The organism is Enterobacter sp. 01-M-03-SI-ECC (genome assembly GCF_047530215.1).
GTDB classification, from domain to species: Bacteria; Pseudomonadota; Gammaproteobacteria; order Enterobacterales; family Enterobacteriaceae; genus Enterobacter; species Enterobacter chengduensis.
In genome coordinates, this window is record NZ_JBLKDA010000006.1 from 42,145 (window position 1) to 64,026 (window position 21,882).

Genomic DNA, 21,882 nt, shown 5'->3' on the forward strand with positions numbered 1-21,882 from the left:
TGTTACCGGCAGACGGCCTTCGCCATCACCACGCCGGAGTTATCCTTTTGCTCGGGCAGCGTAAACGCTACTCGGCACTGCTTAGTCTGATCCTTACCCCAACTTACCTGCAGCGCACCTTCATCCGGCATCCCGCTGATGTACAGCTGGCCGTCTTCCCCCACGATGCTGCTGGACTCTTTTTTGCTGTCCAGAAGCGTGGCGGTGGCTCCAAACGGTACCGCTTTGCCGTCGGCCTGCGTGAGGGTCATCAGCACGCGATAGCCCACGCGGGTATCAAAGCGGGCGCGAACAATCGCACCGCGCGTCGGCACCACGTTGACGGAGGCGGTATCCAGGTCAACCTGGCTGTTCAGGCTGTCGCTTCGCAGTGAAACCTCGGTTTCACGATACGGCGTGAGGTAAGGCACCACCGCATTGCCCATCCAGTCCACTTCCACACCGCCGTTGTTGATCACGTGGGCACCCCGTGCGCCCGGCGCGGAGATAATGGCCATCGATTCGCCCAGCGGCTGGGAGAGCGTAATGCCTTCACTGTGGGCGATCACCCCGCCGCGCAGACCGTAGTTCACCTGCTGGCCGTCGCGGTTGTAGTTGTAACCCAGGCTGGCGCTACCCACGCCGCCCTGGTAATCCAGGTTCACGCTGCCGCTGTTACCCACGCCGTTGCTGCCGTAGCCTTCCTGCACGCTGTAGTTCAGGTTGCGGTCCTCCAGCGCGGCGCCACTGACGCCCATCTGCTGGTTGGTGCGGCCATGCTGGTCGGTGGTGAGATGGTAGTTACTCCACATGCTTCCCAATGGAATCGACAGGGAGAATGACAGCAAGCGGTCGCTTTCATCCCACTCCGGGCTTTTCGTCCAGGTGTAGGCAATGCTGTAGTTCACGCGTCCAATACGGCCGTTATAACCGGCGTTCAGCGAGCGCTGTTTACCGTTATCGTTCCAGTAGTCCTGCTGCGTGACGTTAAAGTAGACCGAGCCCCAGGTGCCCAGCTGCTGCGTCACGTTGCCCTGGATCTGGCTACGCTTGTGGTACTGACTGTACGAGCTGTCCGCATCGCTGCGTACATCCGTCGCTTCCTGGAAGGTGTAATAGCCGCTGGTCGAATACTTGTAGCCCAGCAGACGGAAATCAGTACCGCTGTTGAAGCTCTTGGAGTAGAGGAAGCGGTAAGACTGACCTTCCGCGCTCTCATTGTTTGCCAGGTTGCTTTTCGCCTGCGTCACGTCGATGGAGACCGCACCGATATAGCCGAAGTTTTTACCGACACCACCCGCCAGCGAATAGTAGTCGTCGGAGAAGATCGAGCCGCCGTAAACGGTAATGCCGTGCGGCAGACCATACATGGCATCCAGTTGCCCGAACTTCGGCTGGGCGCTGTTATAGTTCCCGGCACGGTATTCCCCTGCGGAGAGGCTGTACTTCAGATGGCCTTCTCGCTGGAGGATTGCCACCGCGGAGAACGGCTGAACGAACTTCTGCTCGCTGCCATCTGCTTCTTTAATCGTGACCGTCAGGTCACCGCTGTTTGAGGTGGGGTACAGGTCATTAATTTCAAACGCACCCGGCTGAACAAACGTACGGTAGATCACGTAGTTGTTCTGCTCGACGGTCACTTCGGCGTTACTTTTAGCAATACCGCGGATCACCGGCGCAAACCCACGCTGGCTGTCTGGCAGCATCTCTTCGTCGGACGTTAGCTGCGCACCGCGCATCTGGACGCTGTCAAAGATATCCCCGGAGGTGGAGGTGTCCCCCAGCGTCAGCTGCGATTTCAGCGGCACAATGGCGCGGCTTAATGAGGTGCCGATGTTATCCCATTTGTTGCTGCCGTCGTTTCGCGTCCAGGTACTGTAGTTACGTAACCGCCATGCGCCCAGGTTCATACCGCTGCGCAGGTTCAGATAGTAGCTGTCGGTGTTGTAGCTGGTATCGCTGTCATGTGCGTCATAGCTGGCGTTGCTGCCGGTGAAGTTGTAATCCAGCAGCAGGGCATTCACCCCTTCGTCCCACTGGGATTCCGGTACCGTACCGCGCGCCGTCTGCTTCATCGCGGCCTGCGGGAAACTCATGATCAGCGTCTGGTCCGCAAAATCGAAATGGCTGGCGGCCTGAGGAATAATGTCGTCAAAGGCGACGCAGGCTTCCGGCGGTGCCATTTTCAGCGCCGGGAAGCTGTCAATACGCACGCCCATGTCCTCAAGCTGCACGCGGCTTAAGCACGGCACCAGGCTTTCACCCATTTTTGCGCGCTGAGCCTCGGTCGCGGCCTTAAACTCCAGGGTGCGAGACTCCATTTTTTTATCGTTGACCACGACCGACACGCGGTATTTACCCGGCAGCTGTTCGGCTTTATTGGATTCATACATTGAAAGGTCAACGTGCTGGTCAATACCCGGCACATCTTCCAGAAAGCGCGGGTTAAATGTTCCCGCATACGCGGGGAGCGAGCCCGCTACCATCAGCGCAAGCGCGGACAGTGGGAAACGCGGGGCCTTATTGACCTGAGGAAGATGCGTCCATGGCATAGTAAAAAACCTTCAAAACGGATTAATTAACGCGCTGAGTCAGCATGTCGCCAGCCGTACCGAAATCATTAATAATGTTGTATTTGACTTCGTTTACCTTGCCGGTACCGGCTGGCAGTTCAATATTCAACGAGCCTTTTGCAGGCACCATTCCCGCTTTTTCGATATTGCGGCCGTTGACATAAAATTTATTAAACGTGAGGTTAAAGGCAGAGGGGTTATCGACTTTGATCTGGTTCGCCCCTGCGTTTGTAAACTGCAGTTTGCTCCAGCCATCCATGCTGTTGCCTTTCAGGCCAGCCGGACGATAGAACAGTTTTAAGCGCGTGCGTACGGCAATTTGCAGAACGTTTTTACCTTCCGCGCCTTCGCTTTGGGCAGGAATAGATTTCACGTTAACCCAGTAAACGGACTCACGATCCTGCGGTAAGGTGTTAGACGTATTCACAATACGCAAAACGTTATTTTTCGTCGGGCTTAACTTAAATAAAGGTGGGGTGATAATAAATGGCGTCTTTTTATTGCCATTCGCATCATCAATCCATGACTGAATGAGAAACTCATCCGTCGTGCTTTTGTTATTGACCGTCAGAGAGGCTTCCTTTCTGCTGCCGTCATAAATAACACGCGTACTGCTTAATGCTACGCCGCCTGCAAAACTGTTTTGTGAAATCAGCGCCAGCGCCAGTGCTGCGCAGGATGTCAAACGTGAGCGGTTCATGATTCTCTCCCTGAGTCTCCGCTGGAAAAAATGGCAACGGGATTCCCGTTGCCATTGTGATTGTCTTCTACTGACGAAAAGTCGATTATTCGTAAGACAGGTTGAAGTCCACTTCTGCGTTACCGTAACCGGTAGTGACAGCTGTTTTGGTGGAAACGTAGTTAGCGGTGTAGTACAGCACGGTCTGACCAGCAGCCAGCGTGGTGGTGGATTTACCGGTATTCATATCAACCGCTTTGTTAGCGTTGTCGTAGATACCGATGCCCACGCCAGTTGCCGCGCCTGCTTCCGTGTTAACGGAAACCAGCTTCGCGTTGTCTGCATCAGCAACGCCAGTGAAGCTCACGTTCACTTTGGTCTTGGCACTGATGTCACAGTCTTCCAGTTTGATCTGGAAAGGCTTGGAAACAGACTTGTCGCCAATAGCAGCGAAGGTAGATTTCTTAACCTGACCCAGCACAACTTCCTGGTTCTGAGAGTCAGTAGAAATTACGCATGGCGCGTCAACGATTTCACCGGTGAATTTAACGGTGCCATCACCAGATTGTGCAGCGAAAGCGGAAGTGGAAACAACAGCGAGAGCAGACAGTGCAAAAACAACCTTTTTCATTAAAAACTCCATTTATGACGGTAGATGACAGAACGCATCCTTAGGAATAACCTGCATTCTGTGAGGAAATGGAGTATATAGACGGCAATTTGGATTTTAAAATTAGAAGAAATGAAGCTAACTTTTAGCCAGAGTTAAAACTAAGTAAATTCATAAAGATATAAGACAGTCCGTATAAACAGACCTTTTATTAGGAATAAACCAATATTATTTATATATTATTTTGGATAATCTATAAATCAGCTAAATAACTTAGCCTCATTATTAAACATTTCTTTTGTGACAGCCCATTATGTATTTGTGCTTAATCAAAAAAAAAGCGCCCAACGGGCGCCTTATGTCTGGCACATCATACGCTATGCATGGACTTCTTTAAAGACTTCGCGCTGCGGCTGACGAATCGTGGTAGAGAGCGCCAGGGAGATAATCAACAAGGCGAAGATCACGCAGAAGGTCACGTAGAACCCGCCGAACAGGGAAGCAATCAGCGAGCCGCAGATACTGCCAATGCCAAAGCCGAGGTAGATAACGCCGTAGTTTTTCGCCAGGTTGTTCAGGCCAAAGAACTCGCTCACCAGTGACGGGAAGACGGTAATGGTGCCGCCGAAGTTGAAGGCCACGCAGGCAATCGCCGCGAAGAAGGTGGCTTCATTCAGCGGAGCGAACAGCAGCGCCGCCATACCGACCAGCGAAACCACCTGCCCAAGGGTAATCACACGGATGCGGGCGATTTTGTCAGACAGAATACCGAGCACCAGACGACCAGAAAGGTTGGCAATGGAGATTACGGTCACCGCATTGGCCGCCGTGGCCGCATCCAGCTTCACCATCCCCTGCGCAATATCCTTCGCCACGCCGATCACATACAGACCGCTCATGCAGGCCGTCAGGAACATCACCGCCAGCATCCAGTACTGCGGCTTACGCATGGACTGCGCGAGGGTAAAGTCGTTCTCCACCACGCCGTTAACGGATTTCACCTCCTGCTGCGGCGCATCGGTCATCAGCGTGGCGCCGAACAGAATCATCACCAGCACTATGGCCCCCCAGATCATAAAGGTTTTTTCGAGGCCAACGGACGCCAGCAGATGGGAATCGATAAATTTGAAGCCGAGGCTGCCCAGGCCATAAGAGCCGATGGCAAACGCGGAGATTAAACCTTTACGCTCCGGGAACCACTTCACGCAGTTCGACAGGGTCAGCAGGTAGCCTGCGCCATCGGCCAGCCCGACCAGCACGCCGGCGCTCAGCCACAGCATCATCAGGTTGCTGGAATGTGCCGTCAGGAAAAAGCCCAGCCCCAGCAGAATGCCGGAGGCCATGGTCACACGCTTCACGCCGAAACGCTCCTGCAGCTTGCCCGCGACGGAGGACGAAATCGCCAGGCCCAGGCTCAGCAGGCCAAAGGAGAACGCAACCTGGCTCACCGGTGCGCCGAGCTTGTCGGAAAGCGCGCTGTTAAACAGGCTCCAGGTATAGACCGAACCCAGCGCAAACTGGGTAACGATGGTGCCAAAGAGCGTGAGCCAGCGCGTGCGGTTATAAGTTGATGTGTTCATGGCAGTTGTCCTGCAAGAGAAATTAAGGAAGTTCGCTGAGGACAACGATAAATAAAACCTTAATACGCCAGGGGTAAAACGGCATGAAATGCAGGGAGAACGGAATGAAATGCCTGGAATCGGGAATGAATGACCTGGTGCGAGAATAAAGCGACAGCGTGTTAGTACCTGCTATCGCTGTAAAGCCCGTGGTTATTGTATTCGAGATGTTATCGTAACGTTTAAAAAAGTAACAACTCTAGAAATTCGCGCTGACGCCGAGGGTGTACAAAAACTCCTCACCGGTGGTGGTGTGCTCCCCCTGAGCAAGCGACGCATAGGCCGCCATGTGCGTATTAAACGGAATATCCGTTCCCACGGTGACGTCCATCCAGCTCCCGTTTTGGGCAGGGGCTGGCGTTTGCGGCATGCCAAACTGCGATTTCCACTGGTTTTCACCAAACTGCTGGTTATAGCTAATCTGCGCCCACGGGCGAAGATCGCCGTACTGGGTATTCACGCGCCACCCCAGCGTGCTAACGCTGGCGTGCCAGAGCGGGTCGGTGAGCGCCTGCGTCGACGCGCTATCACCAAACTCGTTGATCATCATGGGCGCCGTGCCGTCGTACCGCCACGCCACCACCGGCCCGGTGGTGATCCGCGCTGAAACCGGAAAATTCCAGCCCACGCTCATTGCCCCGTCCGTCGCGCTGCCGGACGGTAGATTCAGGGCAAGGCCCGGCGCGTTTTGCGAGGACAGAATACGCTCAGCCAGAATATCCTCATAACGCGGTTGGTGATCCGCGTCCCATGTATAGCGTTCCGCCGTATTATTGTGGGCGTCTGAAACGATATATTCCTGTTGCCAGGCAGACGCTGTATTACAAAAAAACAGGCAGGCTGAAATTCCCACCAGGCCAGAAGCAGCATGGCGACCACTGATTTTTTTTATCATCATCAACGCGACCCCAGAGAGAGCCGAATTCGGCGATATTTGTCGTTATTCAGGAAGAGCTAAAGGTTCATATGGTTCTGTATTAACTATTGTCTTTATAGTAAACACGTCAAGCCAGTCAGAATGAAAATTTTGCGAAATCAGCATCAATAAGGGAGATGACGGATGGAACGTTGCGGTTGGGTAAGCCAGGATCAGCTTTATATTGATTATCACGATCGGGAGTGGGGCGTGCCGGAAACGGATGGCAAAAAGCTCTTTGAGATGATCTGCCTGGAGGGCCAGCAGGCGGGCCTGTCATGGATTACGGTGCTGAAGAAACGCGAAAACTACCGCAACGCCTTCCACCAGTTCGACCCTGTCGCCGTGGCCGCCATGACCGATGAGGACGTGGAACGGCTGGTGCAGGATGCCGGTATCATCCGCCATCGCGGTAAGATCCAGGCGATCATCGGTAACGCACGCGCTTACCTGGCGATGGAGCAGAACGGCGAACCGTTCTCAGATTTTGTCTGGACGTTTGTGAACAACACGCCGCAGCTCACCCGGGCCGCCACGCTGGCGGAGATCCCCGCGTCCACTCCGGCCTCGGATGCGCTCTCGAAGGCCCTGAAAAAACGCGGCTTTAAGTTTGTCGGCTCCACCATCTGCTACGCCTTTATGCAGGCCTGTGGCCTGGTCAACGACCACGTTACCGGCTGCTTCTGTCATCCGGGAGGTCATCATGATCCGCAAATGGCAAAGTGAGAATACCGCGCCGCTTCTGAGCCTGTGGCTGGAAAGCACGACGGAAGCGCATCCGTTTATCGCGCCGAATTACTGGAAAGAGAACGAGGCAATGGTGCAGGACGTTTACCTGCCGTCGGCGGAAACCTGGGTCTGGGAACAGGACGGGGAACCGTGCGGATTTATCAGCGTGATGCAGTCTCAGTTTGTCGGCGCCCTGTTTGTGGCGCCGTCATGCATCGGGAAAGGCATCGGGCGCGCGCTGCTGAACCATGTTCAACAGCGCTTCCCGCACCTCACTCTGGAGATGTATCAGAAAAACGTGCGGGCGGTGAATTTCTACCATGCTCAGGGCTTTCGCATCGAAGACAGCGCCTGGCAGGATGATACCCAGCACCCGACGTGGATCATGAGCTGGCAGGCGGATCAAACGCCGTTAAGGTAAGCTCTGGCCCCGTATATTTCTCGACCCAGGCCAGCGCCGTATTCCCTGCGCAACCGTTCCCCAGCTTCGAGCTGGGGAGATCTTTGGTCAGCACGTTAACCGCCCCGTTTTTACAGATCCCGCCTTCGGCGAGATCAAGGTCAGGCCATGCGCCCTGATGGATGCAGATCACGCCCGGCTTAATCCCGTCGCTCACCACCGCCCCTGCCAGCACCTGCCCGCGCGCATTCCAGACGCGCACCACGTCGCCGTCCGCAATCCCGCGGGCTTTCGCATCAAGGGTATTCAGGGTGATCGGCTCTCGCCCGGCGACCGCATACCGCTCGCGCAGGGACGTATAGTTAAGCTGGCTGTGCAGACGGTGCGCGGGATGCGCTGACAACACATGCAGCTGCTCCGGCTCTGCGTTGCCGTGCCACTCGTCCGGCTCGAGCCACATAGGATGCGGCGGACAGTCGGCGTAGCCAAAGCTGGCGATGCGCTCGCTGTAGATCACAATCTTTCCGCTCTCGGTTTTCAGCGGATGGTTCTCCGGGTCGCGGCGGAAATCCGCGAAACGGACAAACTGCGCGTTCTGTTCGCTCTCCGGCATTTCGATAATCTGGTTCGCCTCCCAGAACGCCGCAAAGGGCGGCAACGTGACGCCCTGCGCCGCACCGCGCTGTCCGGCAATCTGGTAGAAGGTCTCCAGCCATTGCAGGTCGTTTTTCCCTTCGGTAAAACGCGCGCGACCGCCCGCTTCCCACCGTTCGCTCAGCTCAGCAAACACGTCGAAGTCATCACGCGCCTCATCGCGCGGGGCCACCACGCGCTTCATCGGGACCATATGCTGGTTGCTGTAGTCGCCGGTCATGGTGAGATCGTTACGCTCAAACGAGGTGGTCGCCGGGAGTACGATATCGGCATGTTTCGCCGAGCCGGTCCAGAAGCACTCGGAGATCACTACCAGCTCCGGCTTCTGCCAGGCGCGGATCAGGCGATTGGTATCCTGATGATGCGTGAAGTTTGACCCACCCGCCCACCAGACAAACTTAATATCCGGGAAGTGGCGGTCGAGACCGTTGTGCTGATAAAAACCGCCGGGGTTTTCCAGCGCTTCAACAATCCGCGCCACCGGAATTTTATCCACGGCATCCACGCCGCCCTGCACCGCCCCTTGCAGAGACGCCAGCACCGCCGCTTTGCGCGTCGGGTTACCGCCGTTGGCAAAATGATACGAGAGACCAAAACCGCCGCCCGGCGTGCCGATCTGCCCAAGCATTGCGGCAAGGGTGACCAGCATCCAGTGCTTCTGCTCGCCAAACTGCTGGCGCTGCATGCCCCAGCCGGACATTAACATGGTGGTATTTTTATGGAACAAGCCCGCCAGTTCACGGATTTTCTCCGCAGGAACGCCACAAATCTCTGCCGCCCATCCTGCCGTTTTCGCCACGCCATCGGACTGACCCGTCAGGTAGTCGGCGAATTTATCGAAGCCGGTGGTACAGCGCGTCAGGAAGTCGGCATCGTGCCAGCCGTTTTCGACCAGCGTATGGGCGATACCCAGCATCATCGCCACGTCGGTGCCCATGTGGGGGGCAATCCACTCGGCGCTGTCGCCGAAGAAATCCAGGGTTTCAGAGCGCATGGGGTCAATGCAGATAATGCGCTTGCCGCTTTTGCGCAGCGCGTCGAAATAGCCAATGCCCTGCTCGTCGCTGGCATTCCAGGCAATTTTCAATGTGTTAAGGGGGTTAGCACTCCAGAGCACGACTACGTCAGTGTGCTTCAGCACCAGCGGCCAGCTGGTCTGCTGCTGGTACACTTCGTTTCCTCCCACGACGTACGGCATGATCGCCTGCGCCGCACCGGTAGAGTAGTCTCCCAGATGTCCGGTATAGCCACCCGCCAGGCTCATATAGCGCTGCAGCAGCGTCGAGGCTTTATGCAGCACGCCGTTTGAACGCCAGCCGTAGGACCCGGCGAAAATGGACGACGGACCGTAGCTGTCGCGAATGCGCTTGTGCTGGGCGTGGATCAGCGCCAGCGCGTCATCCCAGCTCACGCGAACAAACTCATCCTGCCCGCGAATACCCTGCGGTTTATCCGGCGAGGCCAGAAAACCTTTACGCACCATCGGCCAGCGCACGCGCGTTTTGCTGTGCACCTGATCGCGAACGACGGTCTGTAGCGAGTTGGGATGTTGGGTTGGCAGTGCTCCGCGGGACGACAGAACATTTTCGCCATCGGTTTCGACCAGCATCGGCCCCCAGTGGGCGGCGGTCAGAATGGTTTTCGTTGAGGTGCTCAAGCGTGCGCTCCTGGTTGCGTGCAGGTTTTACGGCCTTCTTGCTGAGGCCGTTTATGGTTTGTCACAAATTTCAGAGTTATACCCGGAATTTTCTCCGTATCTGGACGTCATAATCAACTGCCACGCGCGTCGTGGCAAAGAATAAAAAGGATTAAGGAAAGAAGATGAAAAAACGCGTACTCGTTATTGCCGCTCTGGTGAGCGGAGCCCTGGCTGTTTCTGGCTGCACAACCAACCCTTACACCGGTGAGCGCGAAGCGGGTAAATCCGGCATTGGCGCGGGTATCGGCTCGCTGGTCGGCGCAGGCGTTGGGGCGCTCTCCTCCTCCAAGAAAGACCGCGGCAAAGGCGCGCTGATTGGCGCGGCGGCGGGGGCAGCGCTGGGCGGCGGCGTCGGCTATTACATGGACGTGCAGGAAGCGAAACTGCGCGACAAAATGAAGGGCACCGGCGTGAGCGTGACGCGCAGCGGCGATAACATCATCCTGAACATGCCGAACAACGTGACCTTCGACAGCAGCAGCGCAACGCTGAAACCGGCAGGTGCAAACACCCTGACCGGCGTGGCGATGGTGTTGAAAGAGTACAACAAGACCGCCGTGAACGTGATGGGCTACACCGACAGCACCGGCAGCCAGGATCTGAACATGCGTCTGTCCCAGCAGCGCGCCGACGCCGTGGCCAGCTCGCTGATTACCCAGGGCGTGGACGCGAGCCGCATCCGCACCCGCGGCATGGGCCCTGCCAACCCTATCGCCAGCAACAGCACGGCGGAAGGTAAAGCGCAAAACCGCCGCGTAGAGATTACGTTAAGCCCAATTCAGTAGGTAAAAGCAAAACGGCAACCCCGTTGCCGTTTTTAGGAACGTAGGCCGGGTAAGGCGAAGCCGCCACCCGGCAAAATGCTTGATTCGGCAGATTTTCCCGCTAAGGTATTCTCACTAATTTCAGGGAAATCAGCGATGAGCAAACCAGCCCGGGCCACCATCAGCGACGTGGCGAAAGCCGCCAAAACCGGTAAAACCAGCATTTCGCGCTACCTTAACGGCGAAAAACACCTGCTGTCCGATGCACTGCTGGCGCGTATTGAACAGGCCATCGCCGATCTCGACTACCGTCCCAGCCTGATGGCCCGCGGGCTCAAACGTGGCCGCACCCGCCTTATCGGGCTGATTATCGCCGATATCACCAACCCCTACTCCGTTAACGTGCTCAGCGGGATCGAAGCCGCCTGTCGCGAGAAAGGCTTCACGCCGCTGGTCTGTAATACCAACAACGAAGTCGACCAGGAGCTGCATTACCTCGATCTGCTGCGCAGCTACCAGGTGGAAGGGATCGTGGTTAACGCGGTGGGCATGCGGGAAGAGGGATTAAACCGCCTGCAGCAATCCTCCCTGCCGATGGTCCTCATCGACCGTAAAATCCCGGAATTTGCCTGCGATGTGGTCGGTCTGGACAACACCCAGGCCGCCACGACGGCCACCGAACATCTGATCGAACAGGGCTTCGAGGCCATCCTGTTTCTGAGCGAGCCGTTAGGGATGGTCAACACCCGTCGCGAACGCCTGAGCGCATTTCGCGCCACGCTGGAGCGATATCCCGGCGTGATCGCCGAAAATGCCGAAACGCCGCTTCACGAAGCCGGGCAGCTCGACAATACCCTGCGCCAGTTCCACACGCGCCATCGCGGGATGCGCAAAGCCGTTATCTCCGCCAACGGGGCGCTGACGCTTCAGGTCGCCCGCTCGCTCAAGCGTATTGGTCTGCACTGGGGCAGCGATATCGGCCTGCTGGGGTTTGATGAACTGGAGTGGGCAGAGCTGGCCGGTGTCGGCATTACCACCCTCAAACAGCCCACCTGGCAGATTGGCTATGCTGCTGTTGAACAGGTGGTCCGTCGCATTGACGGCACCAGCGATGCCGTTCGCGAGCAGGTCTTCTCCGGCGAGCTGATCGTTCGCGGCTCTACCGCGCGTTAATTATCCCTTGTGATACCGATCATAAATTCGACATCCTGACCTTTCCTTTGGAACCGGTTCCATCTAGCGTAATAGTATTGATATGTTGCGATGGAGTCCGAAGATGGGCAGGAAAATTATGGTGGTCACCGCCGCGTACGGTGCGGAACAGGTGCGACAGGCGGGCGGTCAGCGGGCGATGCTTCCCGTTATCGCAGGCGCGGGGGCAGACGGCGTGGAGATCCGCCGGGAGCTGTTCAACAGCGAAGAGCTGCTGGCGCTGCCCGCGCTGGGAGAATCCATTGAGCTGCTGGGCCTGCTGGCGTGCTACTCGGCGCCCGCCGCCCTGTTTATGCCCGACGGCACCCTCAACCCGGACCTGCCCCGCTATCTCTCTGAGGCCAGCACCCTGAACGCCCTGTGGCTGAAGGTTTCTCTGGGTCATTTCCGCGACGTGCAGCCTCTCGACGCCCTGCGTACCCTGCTGAACGCAAGCGGCATGGCGCTGGTCGTGGAGAACGATCAGACCGACTGCGGGCAGCTTGCGCCGATGCAGCGCTTCCAGGCCGCCTGCCGTGAAATGGCGCTCCCCGTCACGCTGACCTTCGACATGGGCAACTGGCTGTGGGTGGGCGACTCCCCCGAAGAGGCCGCCCGTCATCTGGCTCCTGCGGTGAGCTATATCCACGTTAAGGCCGCCGTGCCGCATAAAGACAACTTCCGCGCCGTAGCGCCGGACCGCGCCGATACCCGCTGGCTGGATCTGCTCGACCAGCTGCCTGCCGATGCCCCGCGCGGTATCGAGTTCCCGCTGGAAGGGGCGGATCTAACCGCCGTGACCCGCCATTACGTCAACCTGCTGCGCGAGGAGTAAACCATGCACAAGACGCTGGATGTCATCACGATTGGCGAAGCCATGGCAATGTTTGTCGCCACTGAAACGGGCGAGCTGAGCGCGGTTGAGCACTTTATCAAACGCGTTGCGGGCGCAGAGCTGAACGTCGCGACCGGACTGGCGCGGCTCGGCCTGAACGTGGGCTGGGTCAGCCGCGTGGGGGACGACAGCTTTGGCCGTTTTGTTCTCGATTCGCTGAAAAAAGAGGGCATTGATGCCGCGGGCGTCACCCTTGACGGACGCTTCCCTACCGGCTTTCAGCTTAAATCTAAAGTCGAAAATGGAACCGATCCCATCGTGGAGTATTTCCGCAAAGGATCGGCCGCCAGCCACCTCTCGGTAGAGGACTATCACGCAGACTACTTCGCCTCTGCACGCCACCTGCACCTGAGCGGCGTGGCGGCAGCGCTCTCCGCCAGCTCGTACGACCTGCTGGATCATGCGGCAACGACAATGAAGTCGCAGGGTAAAACGATCTCTTTCGATCCGAATTTGCGCCCGGTGCTGTGGAAAAGCGAAGCGGAAATGGTCGAGAAGCTCAACTGCCTGGCGTTCAGGGCGGACTGGGTTCTGCCGGGCCTGAAAGAAGGGACGATCCTGACCGGCGAAAGCGCGCCGGAAGGCATTGCCGATTTCTACCTGAATAAAGGGGTTAAAGCCGTGGTGCTGAAGACCGGTGCCGACGGCGCCTGGTTTAAAACCGCCAGCGGCGAACAGGGCGCGGTCGCGGCGGTGAAGGTTGAGAACGTGGTCGACACCGTCGGCGCGGGCGATGGCTTTGCCGTGGGCATCATTAGCGCCCTGCTGGAAGGCAAAACGCTGCCGCAGGCTGTCGCGCGCGGAAACAAGATTGGCTCGCTGGCCATTCAGGTGCAGGGCGACAGCGAAGGATTACCCACACGAGCAGAGCTTAACGAATAAACATTCCCCTCACCCCGGCCCTCTCCCCAGAGGGGAGAGGGAGCAAGTCATTCCCTCGCCCCTTTGGGGAGAGGGTTAGGGTGAGGGGGCATAAACCGCACTCAACAAAACAAACCACCGTGTACCCTACAGACAACGGCGGTAACAACCTCAACAACAGAGGCAAGCCTATGAACAGTTCGACCAATGCAGTAAAACGCTGGTGGTACATCATGCCAATCGTGTTTATCACGTACAGCCTGGCGTACCTTGACCGTGCCAACTTCAGCTTCGCGTCTGCGGCAGGGATCACCGAAGACCTCGGGATCACTAAGGGCGTTTCATCCCTGCTGGGCGCCCTTTTCTTCCTGGGCTATTTCTTCTTCCAGATCCCCGGCGCGATTTACGCGGAACGCCGCAGCGTGCGTAAGCTGATCTTCGTCTGCCTGATCCTGTGGGGCGCCTGCGCGTCGCTGACCGGCGTGGTGAACAATATTCCTGCCCTGGCCGCCATTCGTTTTATCCTCGGCGTCGTTGAGGCGGCGGTCATGCCGGCGATGCTGATTTACATCAGCAACTGGTTTACCAAATCTGAACGCTCGCGCGCCAATACCTTCCTGATCCTCGGTAACCCGGTCACGGTACTGTGGATGTCGGTGGTGTCTGGCTACCTGATCCAGTCCTTCGGCTGGCGCGAGATGTTTATCATCGAAGGGGTGCCAGCAGTGATCTGGGCATTCTGCTGGTGGGTGCTGGTGAAAGATAAGCCTGCCCAGGCGAAATGGCTTTCCGGAGACGAAAAAGCGGCGCTGCAGGCACAGCTGGACAAAGAACAGCAGGGTCTGAAGGCGGTACGTAACTACGGGGAAGCCTTCCGCTCGCGTAACGTGATCCTGCTCTGCGCGCAGTATTTTACCTGGAGCATTGGCGTGTACGGCTTTGTGCTGTGGCTGCCGTCGATTATCCGCAGCGGCGGTGAGAACCTCGGCATGGTCGAAGTGGGCTGGCTTTCTTCCGTACCGTATCTGGCCGCAACAATCGCCATGATCGTCGCCTCGTGGGCGTCGGACAAGCTGCAGAACCGTAAGCTGTTCGTCTGGCCGCTGCTGCTGATCGCTGCCTTTGCGTTCATTGGCTCCTGGGCCGTGGGTGCAAACCACTTCTGGGCCTCTTATACCCTGCTGGTCATTGCCGGTGCGGCCATGTACGCCCCGTACGGACCGTTCTTTGCCATCATCCCGGAAATGCTGCCGCGTAACGTGGCGGGCGGCGCGATGGCGCTGATTAACAGCATGGGCGCGCTGGGTTCGTTCTGCGGCTCCTGGTTCGTCGGTTACCTGAACGGTGCCACCGGCAGTCCATCCGCATCGTACATCTTTATGGGGGTGGCGCTTTTCGCCTCGGTGTGGCTTACTCTGATTGTTAAGCCTGCTAATAATCAACAGCACCCCGTCGGCGCACGCCACGCCTGAATCCTTAAAAATCAACGGAGATTAGCATGAAGCCGTCCGTCATTTTGTATAAAGCCCTGCCGGAAGATCTGCAGAAACGTCTTGAAGAGCACTTCACCGTCACGCAGGTGAAGAACCTGCGCCCGGAAACCGTGGCGCAGCACGCCGACGCGTTCGCCAGCGCCGAAGGCCTGCTGGGTTCAAGCGAAAAAGTGGATGTCGCCCTGCTGGAGAAAATGCCGAAGCTTCGTGCAACCTCCACCGTTTCCGTGGGTTACGACAACTTCGACGTGGAGGCCCTGAACGCCCGCAGGATCCTGCTGATGCATACGCCGCATGCCCTGACGGAAACCGTGGCCGACACGCTGATGGCGCTGATGCTCACCACAGCCCGTCGCGTGGTAGAGGTGGCCGAGCGCGTGAAAGCGGGCGAATGGACAAAAAGCATTGGCCCGGACTGGTTCGGCGTGGACGTTCACGGCAAAACGCTGGGCATTGTGGGCATGGGGCGCATCGGGCTGGCGCTGGCACAGCGCGCGCATTTTGGTTTTAACATGCCGATTCTGTACAACGCGCGTCGCCATCACAGTGAAGCCGAAGAACGCTTCAACGCCCGCTACTGCGAGCTGGATACCCTGCTGCAGGAAGCCGATTTTGTCTGCCTGATCCTGCCGTTAACGGACGAAACGCGTCACCTGATCGGCAAAGCCGCATTTGAAAAAATGAAGAAATCCGCCATTTTCATCAACGCGGGTCGTGGCCCGGTGGTGGATGAGCAGGCGCTGATTGAAGCGCTGCAAAACGGTGAGATCCACGCCGCAGGTCTGGACGTGTTTGAGCAGGAACCGCTGCCGGTAGATTCTCCACTGCTGGCCATGCCAAACGTCGTTGCCCTGCCCCACATCGGCTCTGCCACGCACGAGACGCGCTACAACATGGCGGCGACGGCGGTTGATAATCTGATTGCCGCCCTTAGCGGAAAGGTGGAGATAAACTGCGTGAATCCGCAGGTGCAACAGTAGAAACGAAAAAACCCGCCAGAAGGCGGGTTTTTGAATTTTGTGCTACTGGGTTGGAAGCTTACAGGCTTACAACGTTACCAGCTGCTGGGCCTTTAGCGCCGCTTTCGATGGTGAAGGACACTTTCTGACCTTCGTCCAGAGATTTGTAGCCATCGTTCTGGATAGCAGAGAAGTGTACGAACACGTCTTTTGAGCCATCGTCAGGAGTGATGAAGCCGAAACCTTTATCAGCGTTGAACCATTTTACCAGACCAGTCATTTTAGCAGACATAGAATTACCTTAATTAACAAATATATTGTGCCTTCCGGCTTGATGGATTGCGTTACAGATTTTTAAGCGATGAAGGAAGGGTCACTACGAAGGGTATCTATGGATAACAATCTGGACTGCTTAACTAAACTGCTTTAGGTCTGTGTAACAAACCGACGGGAATAGTTATACCGATGTGGTAGCGGAATGACAAGCGTTATTTTCGATATGCATAAAAAAACCCCGCCGGAAGCGGGGTTTTTTATCTTATTCTGTGGCCGCGACTGCGGTACTCCAGGCCTGGCTGAAGGCCTGATGCTGGGAGGCCAGCGGCCCAATCAGCGTATTGTACTGGCTTGCCTGCTGCGAGGTCGGGAACTGAATGCCGTTGGCAACAAAGCTCACCTGCGTATTCTGCTGGGCGATAAAGTCACCCACCTGAACCAGCTGCTGCGTGAAGATTTGCGCGGCCGGAATCAGCGGTTGCAGCGCTTCAGAAGGCTTAGTCACCACTTTCTCATACACTTTGTCGAAGACCGGCTTGAGATCGTCACCCTGCTTCAGGGCAGAACGGGATGCATCAGCCTGCATTTTCGCATTTTGCAACTGCTGGCTCAGCACGCCAAGCGCCCCGTTGGACTGGCGAAGCGGTTCACGCTGCGTCATGTAATCCTGGGGAACGCGGATGGCGTTCACGCTATCTACGACCGGGCGGATACCGGAATCCATCGCCTGGCTCACCTGCTGTGAATACCCATAAAGAATGGCGTAATCGGACACGAAGGGACCAAACTGTTTTTTCTGATCCGCAGTCAGCGTCGGTAACCGCTCGCCGCTGCGCATCACTGTATTCTGCAGAAAATCGATAAACGCTTTGCGCTGATCGCCTTCTTTATCAAAACACCCACTCAGGCTAACAACCATCAACAACGCCGCAATAGGCGCAAACCAGCGAGAGCAGGACTTTCCTGTCGCCATTTTATTACTCCTTTCACCCAAAAAAGCGCACACCGGCACACGCGTGCCCGACGGCTTACAAGGATAGTCCAGGTCAGCCTTGCAAGATACTTTTTTCATGCAAAACGGCTATTGCCGATTTATTTCTTACCATTTACAAAAAAATACCTGACGAAGCTGACGTATGACTAATCAGGGCATTAGCATAACTGTCCATATAGCTGAATCGGATAAAGCGATCGTTACCGCACGATTAATCACATACGTGACGATCCTGGGTGAGTATTAAGGGCTATTCTTAATTGGCTCTCTGATGTTCTTGATCACGATGTGAGATTTAAGAGGAGTCCTCAATGGAATATAAAGATCCTGAGTTTGAGCTGCTGAGCAGCCTGGAACAGATCGTTTTTAAAGATGTGCCGCAGACGATTACCCTGCAACAAAAATCCAATCCCTTTACAGAATATGAGCAATTGCGCAAAGGGACAGGGCTGAAGACCGAAGAATTCGCCAGAGCGATGGGTGTCAGCGTGGCGATGGTGCATGAGTGGGAGTCTAAACGAGAGAAACCCACTCCAACCGAGCTAAAGCTGATGAGCCTGATTCAGGCTAACCCTGCACTCAGCAAACAGATAGCGTAGTAACGTTTGAACGCCCCCGCCTTTGCGGGGGCTTGTGTTTACAGGCTTTCGCAATGCCAGCCCGCCTCTTCCCACACCAGCTCATGCGTTAACGTTAAGCCTCTTAAAAAAGCCTCATCGTGTGATACCACCAGCAGTGCGCCGGGGAAACCGGCCAGCGCCGCTTCAATGGCCTCGACCGAGGCCAGATCCAGATGGTTGGTCGGTTCATCCAGCAGCAGAAGCTGCGTGGCCTCCGCGCGCCACAGCACGCAGGCCAGCGCGGCCTTAAGACGCTCGCCGCCGCTGAGCTCCGCCAGCGGGAGCGTAACTTTATCAGCGCCTAGCTGAAGCTGCGCTAACCGCGTTCGTAGCACGCCCTCTTCCAGCGGCGTATGACCCAAGTTGAGATGCGTCATAACCGACTGTGAAAGATCGAGCCGGGAGAGATGCTGGTCGAGATAAGCGCAGCTGACTGAAACCTTACAGGTGCCCGAACGGGGGGCAATCTCGCCGAGGAGGGTTTTTAGCAGCGTCGATTTTCCACAGCCGTTTGGTCCCTTTAACGCCACGCGCATCGGTCCGTCGATCCGCCAGCTGAGCGGAGAAACAGGCACATGCGGTAGCACCAGATCCTCAAGCACCAGTACCTGCTTCCCGTCCGGGATCTGACTGCCCGGCAGGGTGAACATTATCGGGTTATCCTCTTCAACACGCTCACGCGCCTTGTTTACCGCGGCGTTCAGGGCGTCATTTTGCTCGCTGTGCTGCTTTTTCCAGGAACCGATCCGCTCCTTTGCCGCGCCTTTGTATTTGACGCGCTCGAACGACGCGATATTCAGGCTGTCGACGGTGCGCACTGTTTTTGCCGAACGCCACTGGCTGTCATCATGCTCTTTTTGCAGGCGCGCGCGGGTGCGTTTGCGCTCGGTTGCGGCATGGTCCAGCGCCGCGCGGGCCGCCTGCTGTTCGGCATCGCGCTGGGTTTGATAACCCGCATAATTCCCGCCGTAACTGCGCAGGCCAGCGCGACTCAGCTCCAGAATTCGCGGTACCTGTGCCAGCAGCTCGCGGTCATGGGAGGCCACCAGCACGCCACCCTGGTAACGGGCAAGCTGGTCGTAGAACCACGCCCGGCCCTGTCGATCCAGATGGTTAGTGGGCTCGTCCAGCAGCATAAAATCCGCGTCAGCCGTAAACGCCCCGCACAGCAGGGCGCGAATGCGCTCGCCGCCGCTGAGTTCACCGGCGGGTTTATCCGGGTCAAACGGTGGGAGCTTTGCAGTATTAAACGCCTCGCTCAGGCGCTCTGCTAAATCCCAGAAGCCATCCAGCGTTTCCAGATCGTCAGGCTGATACTCTCCGCTGTCGATACGCGCTCGCGCCGCGAAGATGGCTTCGTACCCGAGCAGTTCAGCGAGCGTCGTATCCGGCAGAATGTCCTGCTGCTGCGCCACATAGACCTGCGTTCCGGTACGTTCGATATGTCCGCTTGCCGGTTCATCCAGCCCCGCGAGCAGGCGCAGCAGACGCGTTTTCCCGCTACCGTTGCGGCCAACCAGCGCGCACAGCGAGGGTTCCAGCGTGAGATTCAGCGGACCAAAAAGGATATCGCCCGTCGGAAACTGACAGGTGACCTGATGCAAAATAAAAGAAGGGGACTGCGCAAAATGAGCCATAAGCACTCCTGAATGAAATCAAAACATCCCCTGCCGACGCGGTGGCGTTTAGCAAGGATCGAAATTCATCAGTCGTGTTTGTTCATTTTTGGGGGGCACTCCAGCGCGAGAAATTTAACGGGGGTAAGGATAGCGGTAATGGGTTGACCATTTCAAGGTTAAATTTCCAGCAACACACCATAAAAAAACCCGCCGAAGCGGGTTTTTCTCACCTGTAGGCCCGTGCAAGCGAAGCGCCGCCGGGCAACGGGCACATTACTGCAGCAGCGAAATATCCGCCACGCGCAGGAACAGCTCGCGCAGTTTCTCAAGCATAGAGAGACGGTTAACACGCAGCTCTTTATCTTCTACGTTTACCATCACTTTCTCGAAGAACGCGTCAATCACGTCACGCAGTTCCGCCAGCTCCACCAGCGCTTCCTGGTAGCGACCTTCCGCGAAGTACGGCTCGAGCTTGTCGCGCAGCACCACAACCTGCATCGCCAGGGCGATCTCTTCCGGCTCTTTCAGCGTCGCGGCGTTCACGCGCTCGTTCAGCGTCTCGTCGGATTTCGCCAGAATGTTGGAGACACGCTTGTTGGCTGCGGCCAGGGCAGATGCCGCTTCCAGCGTGCGGAAGTGGGACACCGCCTTCATACGCGCATCGAAATCAGCCGGACGGGTCGGACGACGCGCCAGCACCGCCTGAATGGTGTCAACGGTGTAACCTTCGTCCTGATACCACGCGCGGAAACGACCGAGCATAAAGTCGATCACGTCATTTACCACGTTCGCGTTGGTCAGCTTGTCGCCGTAAAGACGCACCGCTTCTTCGGTCAGGGTCTGCAGATCGAGGTTCAGGTTCTTCTCAACAATGATACGCAGCACGCCCAGCGCGGCACGACGCAGCGCAAACGGGTCTTTGTCGCCTTTCGGATGCTGGCCGATACCGAAGATACCCGCCAGGGTGTCCATCTTATCGGCAATCGCGACAGCGCAGGCAACCGGGTTAGACGGCAGTTCGTCACCCGCAAAGCGCGGCTGATACTGCTCGTTCAGGGCCACCGCCACGTCTTCCGCTTCGCCATCGTGACGCGCGTAGTGCATGCCCATCACGCCCTGGGTGTCGGTAAACTCGAACACCATGTTGGTCATCAGGTCGCATTTTGACAGCAGGCCCGCACGGGTCGCGTGGTTGACGTCGGCACCGATTTCGCGGGCAATCCAGCCGGACAGCTCCGCAATGCGGTCGGTCTTGTCGCGCAGCGTACCCAACTGCTGCTGGAACAGCACGGTTTGCAGGCGCGGCAGGTTATCTTCCAGACGCTTTTTACGGTCGGTATTGAAGAAGAACTCCGCATCCGCCAGACGCGGACGCACCACTTTCTCGTTACCGGAGATAATCTGGATCGGATCTTTCGATTCGATGTTTGCCACGAAGATAAAGTTTGGCAGCAGCTTGCCGTCGTTCGCATAGACCGGGAAGTACTTCTGGTCACCCTTCATGGTATACACCAGCGCTTCTGCCGGAACGGCCAGGAACTTCTCTTCGAACTTCGCGGTCAGCACTACCGGCCATTCCACCAGCGAGGTCACTTCTTCCAGCAGGCTGTCGCTCAGATCGGCATTACCGCCAATCTTACGCGCCGCTTCTTCGGCGTCTGCTTTGATTTTCGCTTTACGCTGTTCGTAGTCGGCAATGACCTTGCCGCGCTCCAGCAGGATCTGCGGATACTGGTCGGCATTGTCGATGGTGAACTCTGGCTCGCCCATAAAGCGGTGGCCGCGGATCACGCGATCGGACGCGACGCCCAGAATGGTCGCCGGAATAACGGTGTCGCCCAGCAGCAGGGTCACGGTGTGAACCGGACGCACGAAGTGCACGTCAGACGCGCCCCAGCGCATCAGCTTAGGAATTGGCAGCTTCGCCAGAGACGTGGCAATCATGTCCGGCAGCAGCGCTTCTGCGCTTTCGCCTTTCACATGGGCACGATACAGCAGCCACTCGCCTTTGTCGGTGGTCAGACGTTCGGCCTGATCGACGGTGATGCCGCAGCCGCGCGCCCAGCCTTCCGCCGCTTTGCTCGGCTTGCCTTCCGCGTCGAATGCCTGGGCAATCGCCGGGCCACGTTTTTCGACTTCGCGATCTGGCTGAGACGCCGCCAGATTTGCCACCTTCAGCGCCAGACGGCGCGGCGCGGCAAACCACTCAATTTTACCGTGTGCCAGGCCAGCGTTATCCAGCTCGGCGGTCACGTTCGCAGCGAAAGATTCAGCCAGGCTGCGCAGGGCTTTTGGTGGCAGCTCTTCGGTGCCGATTTCCACCAGGAAAGTTTTCTCAGACATGGCCGCCTC

19 protein-coding genes are annotated in these 21,882 nt (G+C 57.1%); 9 read left to right on the top strand and 10 right to left on the bottom strand.

Going from position 1 to position 21,882, the window contains the following annotated elements; genetic code table 11:
• Window positions 1-2: 2 nt before the first annotated feature.
• The 5 genes from lpfC to ACMWKK_RS07855 all read right to left on the bottom strand — a co-directional run bounded on the left by lpfC (window position 3) and on the right by ACMWKK_RS07855 (window position 6,358).
• The gene (lpfC, locus tag ACMWKK_RS07835; protein WP_112780098.1) at window positions 3-2,531 is read right to left on the bottom strand and encodes an outer membrane usher protein LpfC; all 2,529 of its coding nucleotides are present in this window, start codon (window positions 2,529-2,531) and stop codon (window positions 3-5) included.
• A 22-nt stretch (window positions 2,532-2,553) separates the two neighbouring features.
• A complete protein-coding gene (gene lpfB, locus ACMWKK_RS07840; protein ID WP_112780097.1) occupies window positions 2,554-3,252 on the bottom strand; it encodes a long polar fimbrial biogenesis chaperone LpfB in 699 nt (232 codons plus the stop codon).
• Window positions 3,253-3,337: 85 nt separating this feature from the next.
• Window positions 3,338-3,862 carry a long polar fimbrial major subunit LpfA gene (gene lpfA, locus ACMWKK_RS07845; protein ID WP_201746638.1) on the bottom strand — a complete coding sequence of 175 codons (525 nt, stop codon included), beginning with the start codon at window positions 3,860-3,862 and terminating at the stop codon, window positions 3,338-3,340.
• Between the two features lie 356 nt (window positions 3,863-4,218).
• Entirely contained in the window at window positions 4,219-5,421 is a 1,203-nt protein-coding gene (locus ACMWKK_RS07850; protein ID WP_112780095.1) for an MFS transporter, read from the bottom strand.
• 238 nt (window positions 5,422-5,659) lie between these two features.
• Complete coding sequence (locus ACMWKK_RS07855; RefSeq protein WP_112780094.1) at window positions 5,660-6,358, bottom strand: autotransporter domain-containing protein; 699 nt, start codon at window positions 6,356-6,358, stop codon at window positions 5,660-5,662.
• Between the two features lie 162 nt (window positions 6,359-6,520).
• Here ACMWKK_RS07855 and tag point away from each other — a divergent pair, with 162 nt between their 5' ends.
• A complete protein-coding gene (gene tag / locus ACMWKK_RS07860) occupies window positions 6,521-7,102 on the top strand; it encodes a DNA-3-methyladenine glycosylase I (protein ID WP_112780093.1) in 582 nt (193 codons plus the stop codon).
• Window positions 7,080-7,526: an N-acetyltransferase gene (locus ACMWKK_RS07865; protein WP_406542770.1), complete on the top strand. Its 447-nt coding sequence runs from the start codon at window positions 7,080-7,082 to the stop codon at window positions 7,524-7,526. Before tag ends, ACMWKK_RS07865 begins: the two co-directional genes overlap by 23 nt.
• Here ACMWKK_RS07865 and ACMWKK_RS07870 read toward each other — a convergent pair.
• Window positions 7,489-9,768, bottom strand: coding sequence for a molybdopterin guanine dinucleotide-containing S/N-oxide reductase (locus ACMWKK_RS07870; RefSeq protein ID WP_236653124.1), 2,280 nt, complete (start codon window positions 9,766-9,768; stop codon window positions 7,489-7,491). The two genes, ACMWKK_RS07865 and ACMWKK_RS07870, sit on opposite strands and share 38 nt — an antisense overlap.
• A 212-nt stretch (window positions 9,769-9,980) precedes the next feature.
• Between ACMWKK_RS07870 and ACMWKK_RS07875 the strand changes: the two genes are divergently transcribed.
• The 6 genes from ACMWKK_RS07875 (at window position 9,981) to ghrB (ending at window position 16,042) form a co-directional block, all read left to right on the top strand.
• On the top strand, window positions 9,981-10,643 hold the full coding sequence (locus tag ACMWKK_RS07875; protein WP_045328483.1) for an OmpA family lipoprotein: 663 nt from the start codon (window positions 9,981-9,983) through the stop codon (window positions 10,641-10,643).
• A 135-nt stretch (window positions 10,644-10,778) separates the two neighbouring features.
• Complete coding sequence (locus tag ACMWKK_RS07880; protein WP_112780090.1) at window positions 10,779-11,795, top strand: LacI family DNA-binding transcriptional regulator; 1,017 nt, start codon at window positions 10,779-10,781, stop codon at window positions 11,793-11,795.
• Between the two features lie 103 nt (window positions 11,796-11,898).
• Window positions 11,899-12,648 carry a sugar phosphate isomerase/epimerase family protein gene (locus tag ACMWKK_RS07885; RefSeq protein ID WP_112780089.1) on the top strand — a complete coding sequence of 250 codons (750 nt, stop codon included), beginning with the start codon at window positions 11,899-11,901 and terminating at the stop codon, window positions 12,646-12,648.
• Window positions 12,649-12,651: 3 nt separating this feature from the next.
• On the top strand, window positions 12,652-13,590 hold the full coding sequence (locus ACMWKK_RS07890) for a sugar kinase (RefSeq protein ID WP_112780088.1): 939 nt from the start codon (window positions 12,652-12,654) through the stop codon (window positions 13,588-13,590).
• Between the two features lie 170 nt (window positions 13,591-13,760).
• Window positions 13,761-15,041, top strand: coding sequence for an MFS transporter (locus ACMWKK_RS07895; RefSeq protein WP_112780087.1), 1,281 nt, complete (start codon window positions 13,761-13,763; stop codon window positions 15,039-15,041).
• Window positions 15,042-15,067: 26 nt separating this feature from the next.
• The gene (gene ghrB, locus ACMWKK_RS07900) at window positions 15,068-16,042 is read left to right on the top strand and encodes a glyoxylate/hydroxypyruvate reductase GhrB (RefSeq protein ID WP_112780086.1); all 975 of its coding nucleotides are present in this window, start codon (window positions 15,068-15,070) and stop codon (window positions 16,040-16,042) included.
• Between the two features lie 58 nt (window positions 16,043-16,100).
• Here ghrB and cspA read toward each other — a convergent pair whose 3' ends face one another.
• Window positions 16,101-16,313, bottom strand: a complete 213-nt coding sequence (cspA, locus tag ACMWKK_RS07905) for an RNA chaperone/antiterminator CspA (protein WP_003860775.1) — start codon at window positions 16,311-16,313, stop codon at window positions 16,101-16,103.
• A 246-nt stretch (window positions 16,314-16,559) separates the two neighbouring features.
• Window positions 16,560-17,270 (bottom strand): DUF3053 domain-containing protein, encoded by a 711-nt coding sequence (locus ACMWKK_RS07910; protein ID WP_045328489.1) that lies wholly within the window; start codon window positions 17,268-17,270, stop codon window positions 16,560-16,562.
• A 332-nt stretch (window positions 17,271-17,602) separates the two neighbouring features.
• On the opposite strand from ACMWKK_RS07910, the gene ACMWKK_RS07915 reads away from it, so the two are divergent.
• Window positions 17,603-17,890 (top strand): HTH-type transcriptional regulator, encoded by a 288-nt coding sequence (locus ACMWKK_RS07915; RefSeq protein ID WP_045328490.1) that lies wholly within the window; start codon window positions 17,603-17,605, stop codon window positions 17,888-17,890.
• Between the two features lie 38 nt (window positions 17,891-17,928).
• On the opposite strand, the gene ACMWKK_RS07920 is transcribed toward ACMWKK_RS07915, so the two are convergent.
• Both ACMWKK_RS07920 and glyS read right to left on the bottom strand, forming a co-directional pair.
• Window positions 17,929-19,548 carry an ABC-F family ATP-binding cassette domain-containing protein gene (locus ACMWKK_RS07920; protein ID WP_406542771.1) on the bottom strand — a complete coding sequence of 540 codons (1,620 nt, stop codon included), beginning with the start codon at window positions 19,546-19,548 and terminating at the stop codon, window positions 17,929-17,931.
• Between the two features lie 255 nt (window positions 19,549-19,803).
• Window positions 19,804-21,873: a glycine--tRNA ligase subunit beta gene (glyS, locus tag ACMWKK_RS07925; RefSeq protein WP_045328492.1), complete on the bottom strand. Its 2,070-nt coding sequence runs from the start codon at window positions 21,871-21,873 to the stop codon at window positions 19,804-19,806.
• Window positions 21,874-21,882 lie beyond the last annotated feature (9 nt).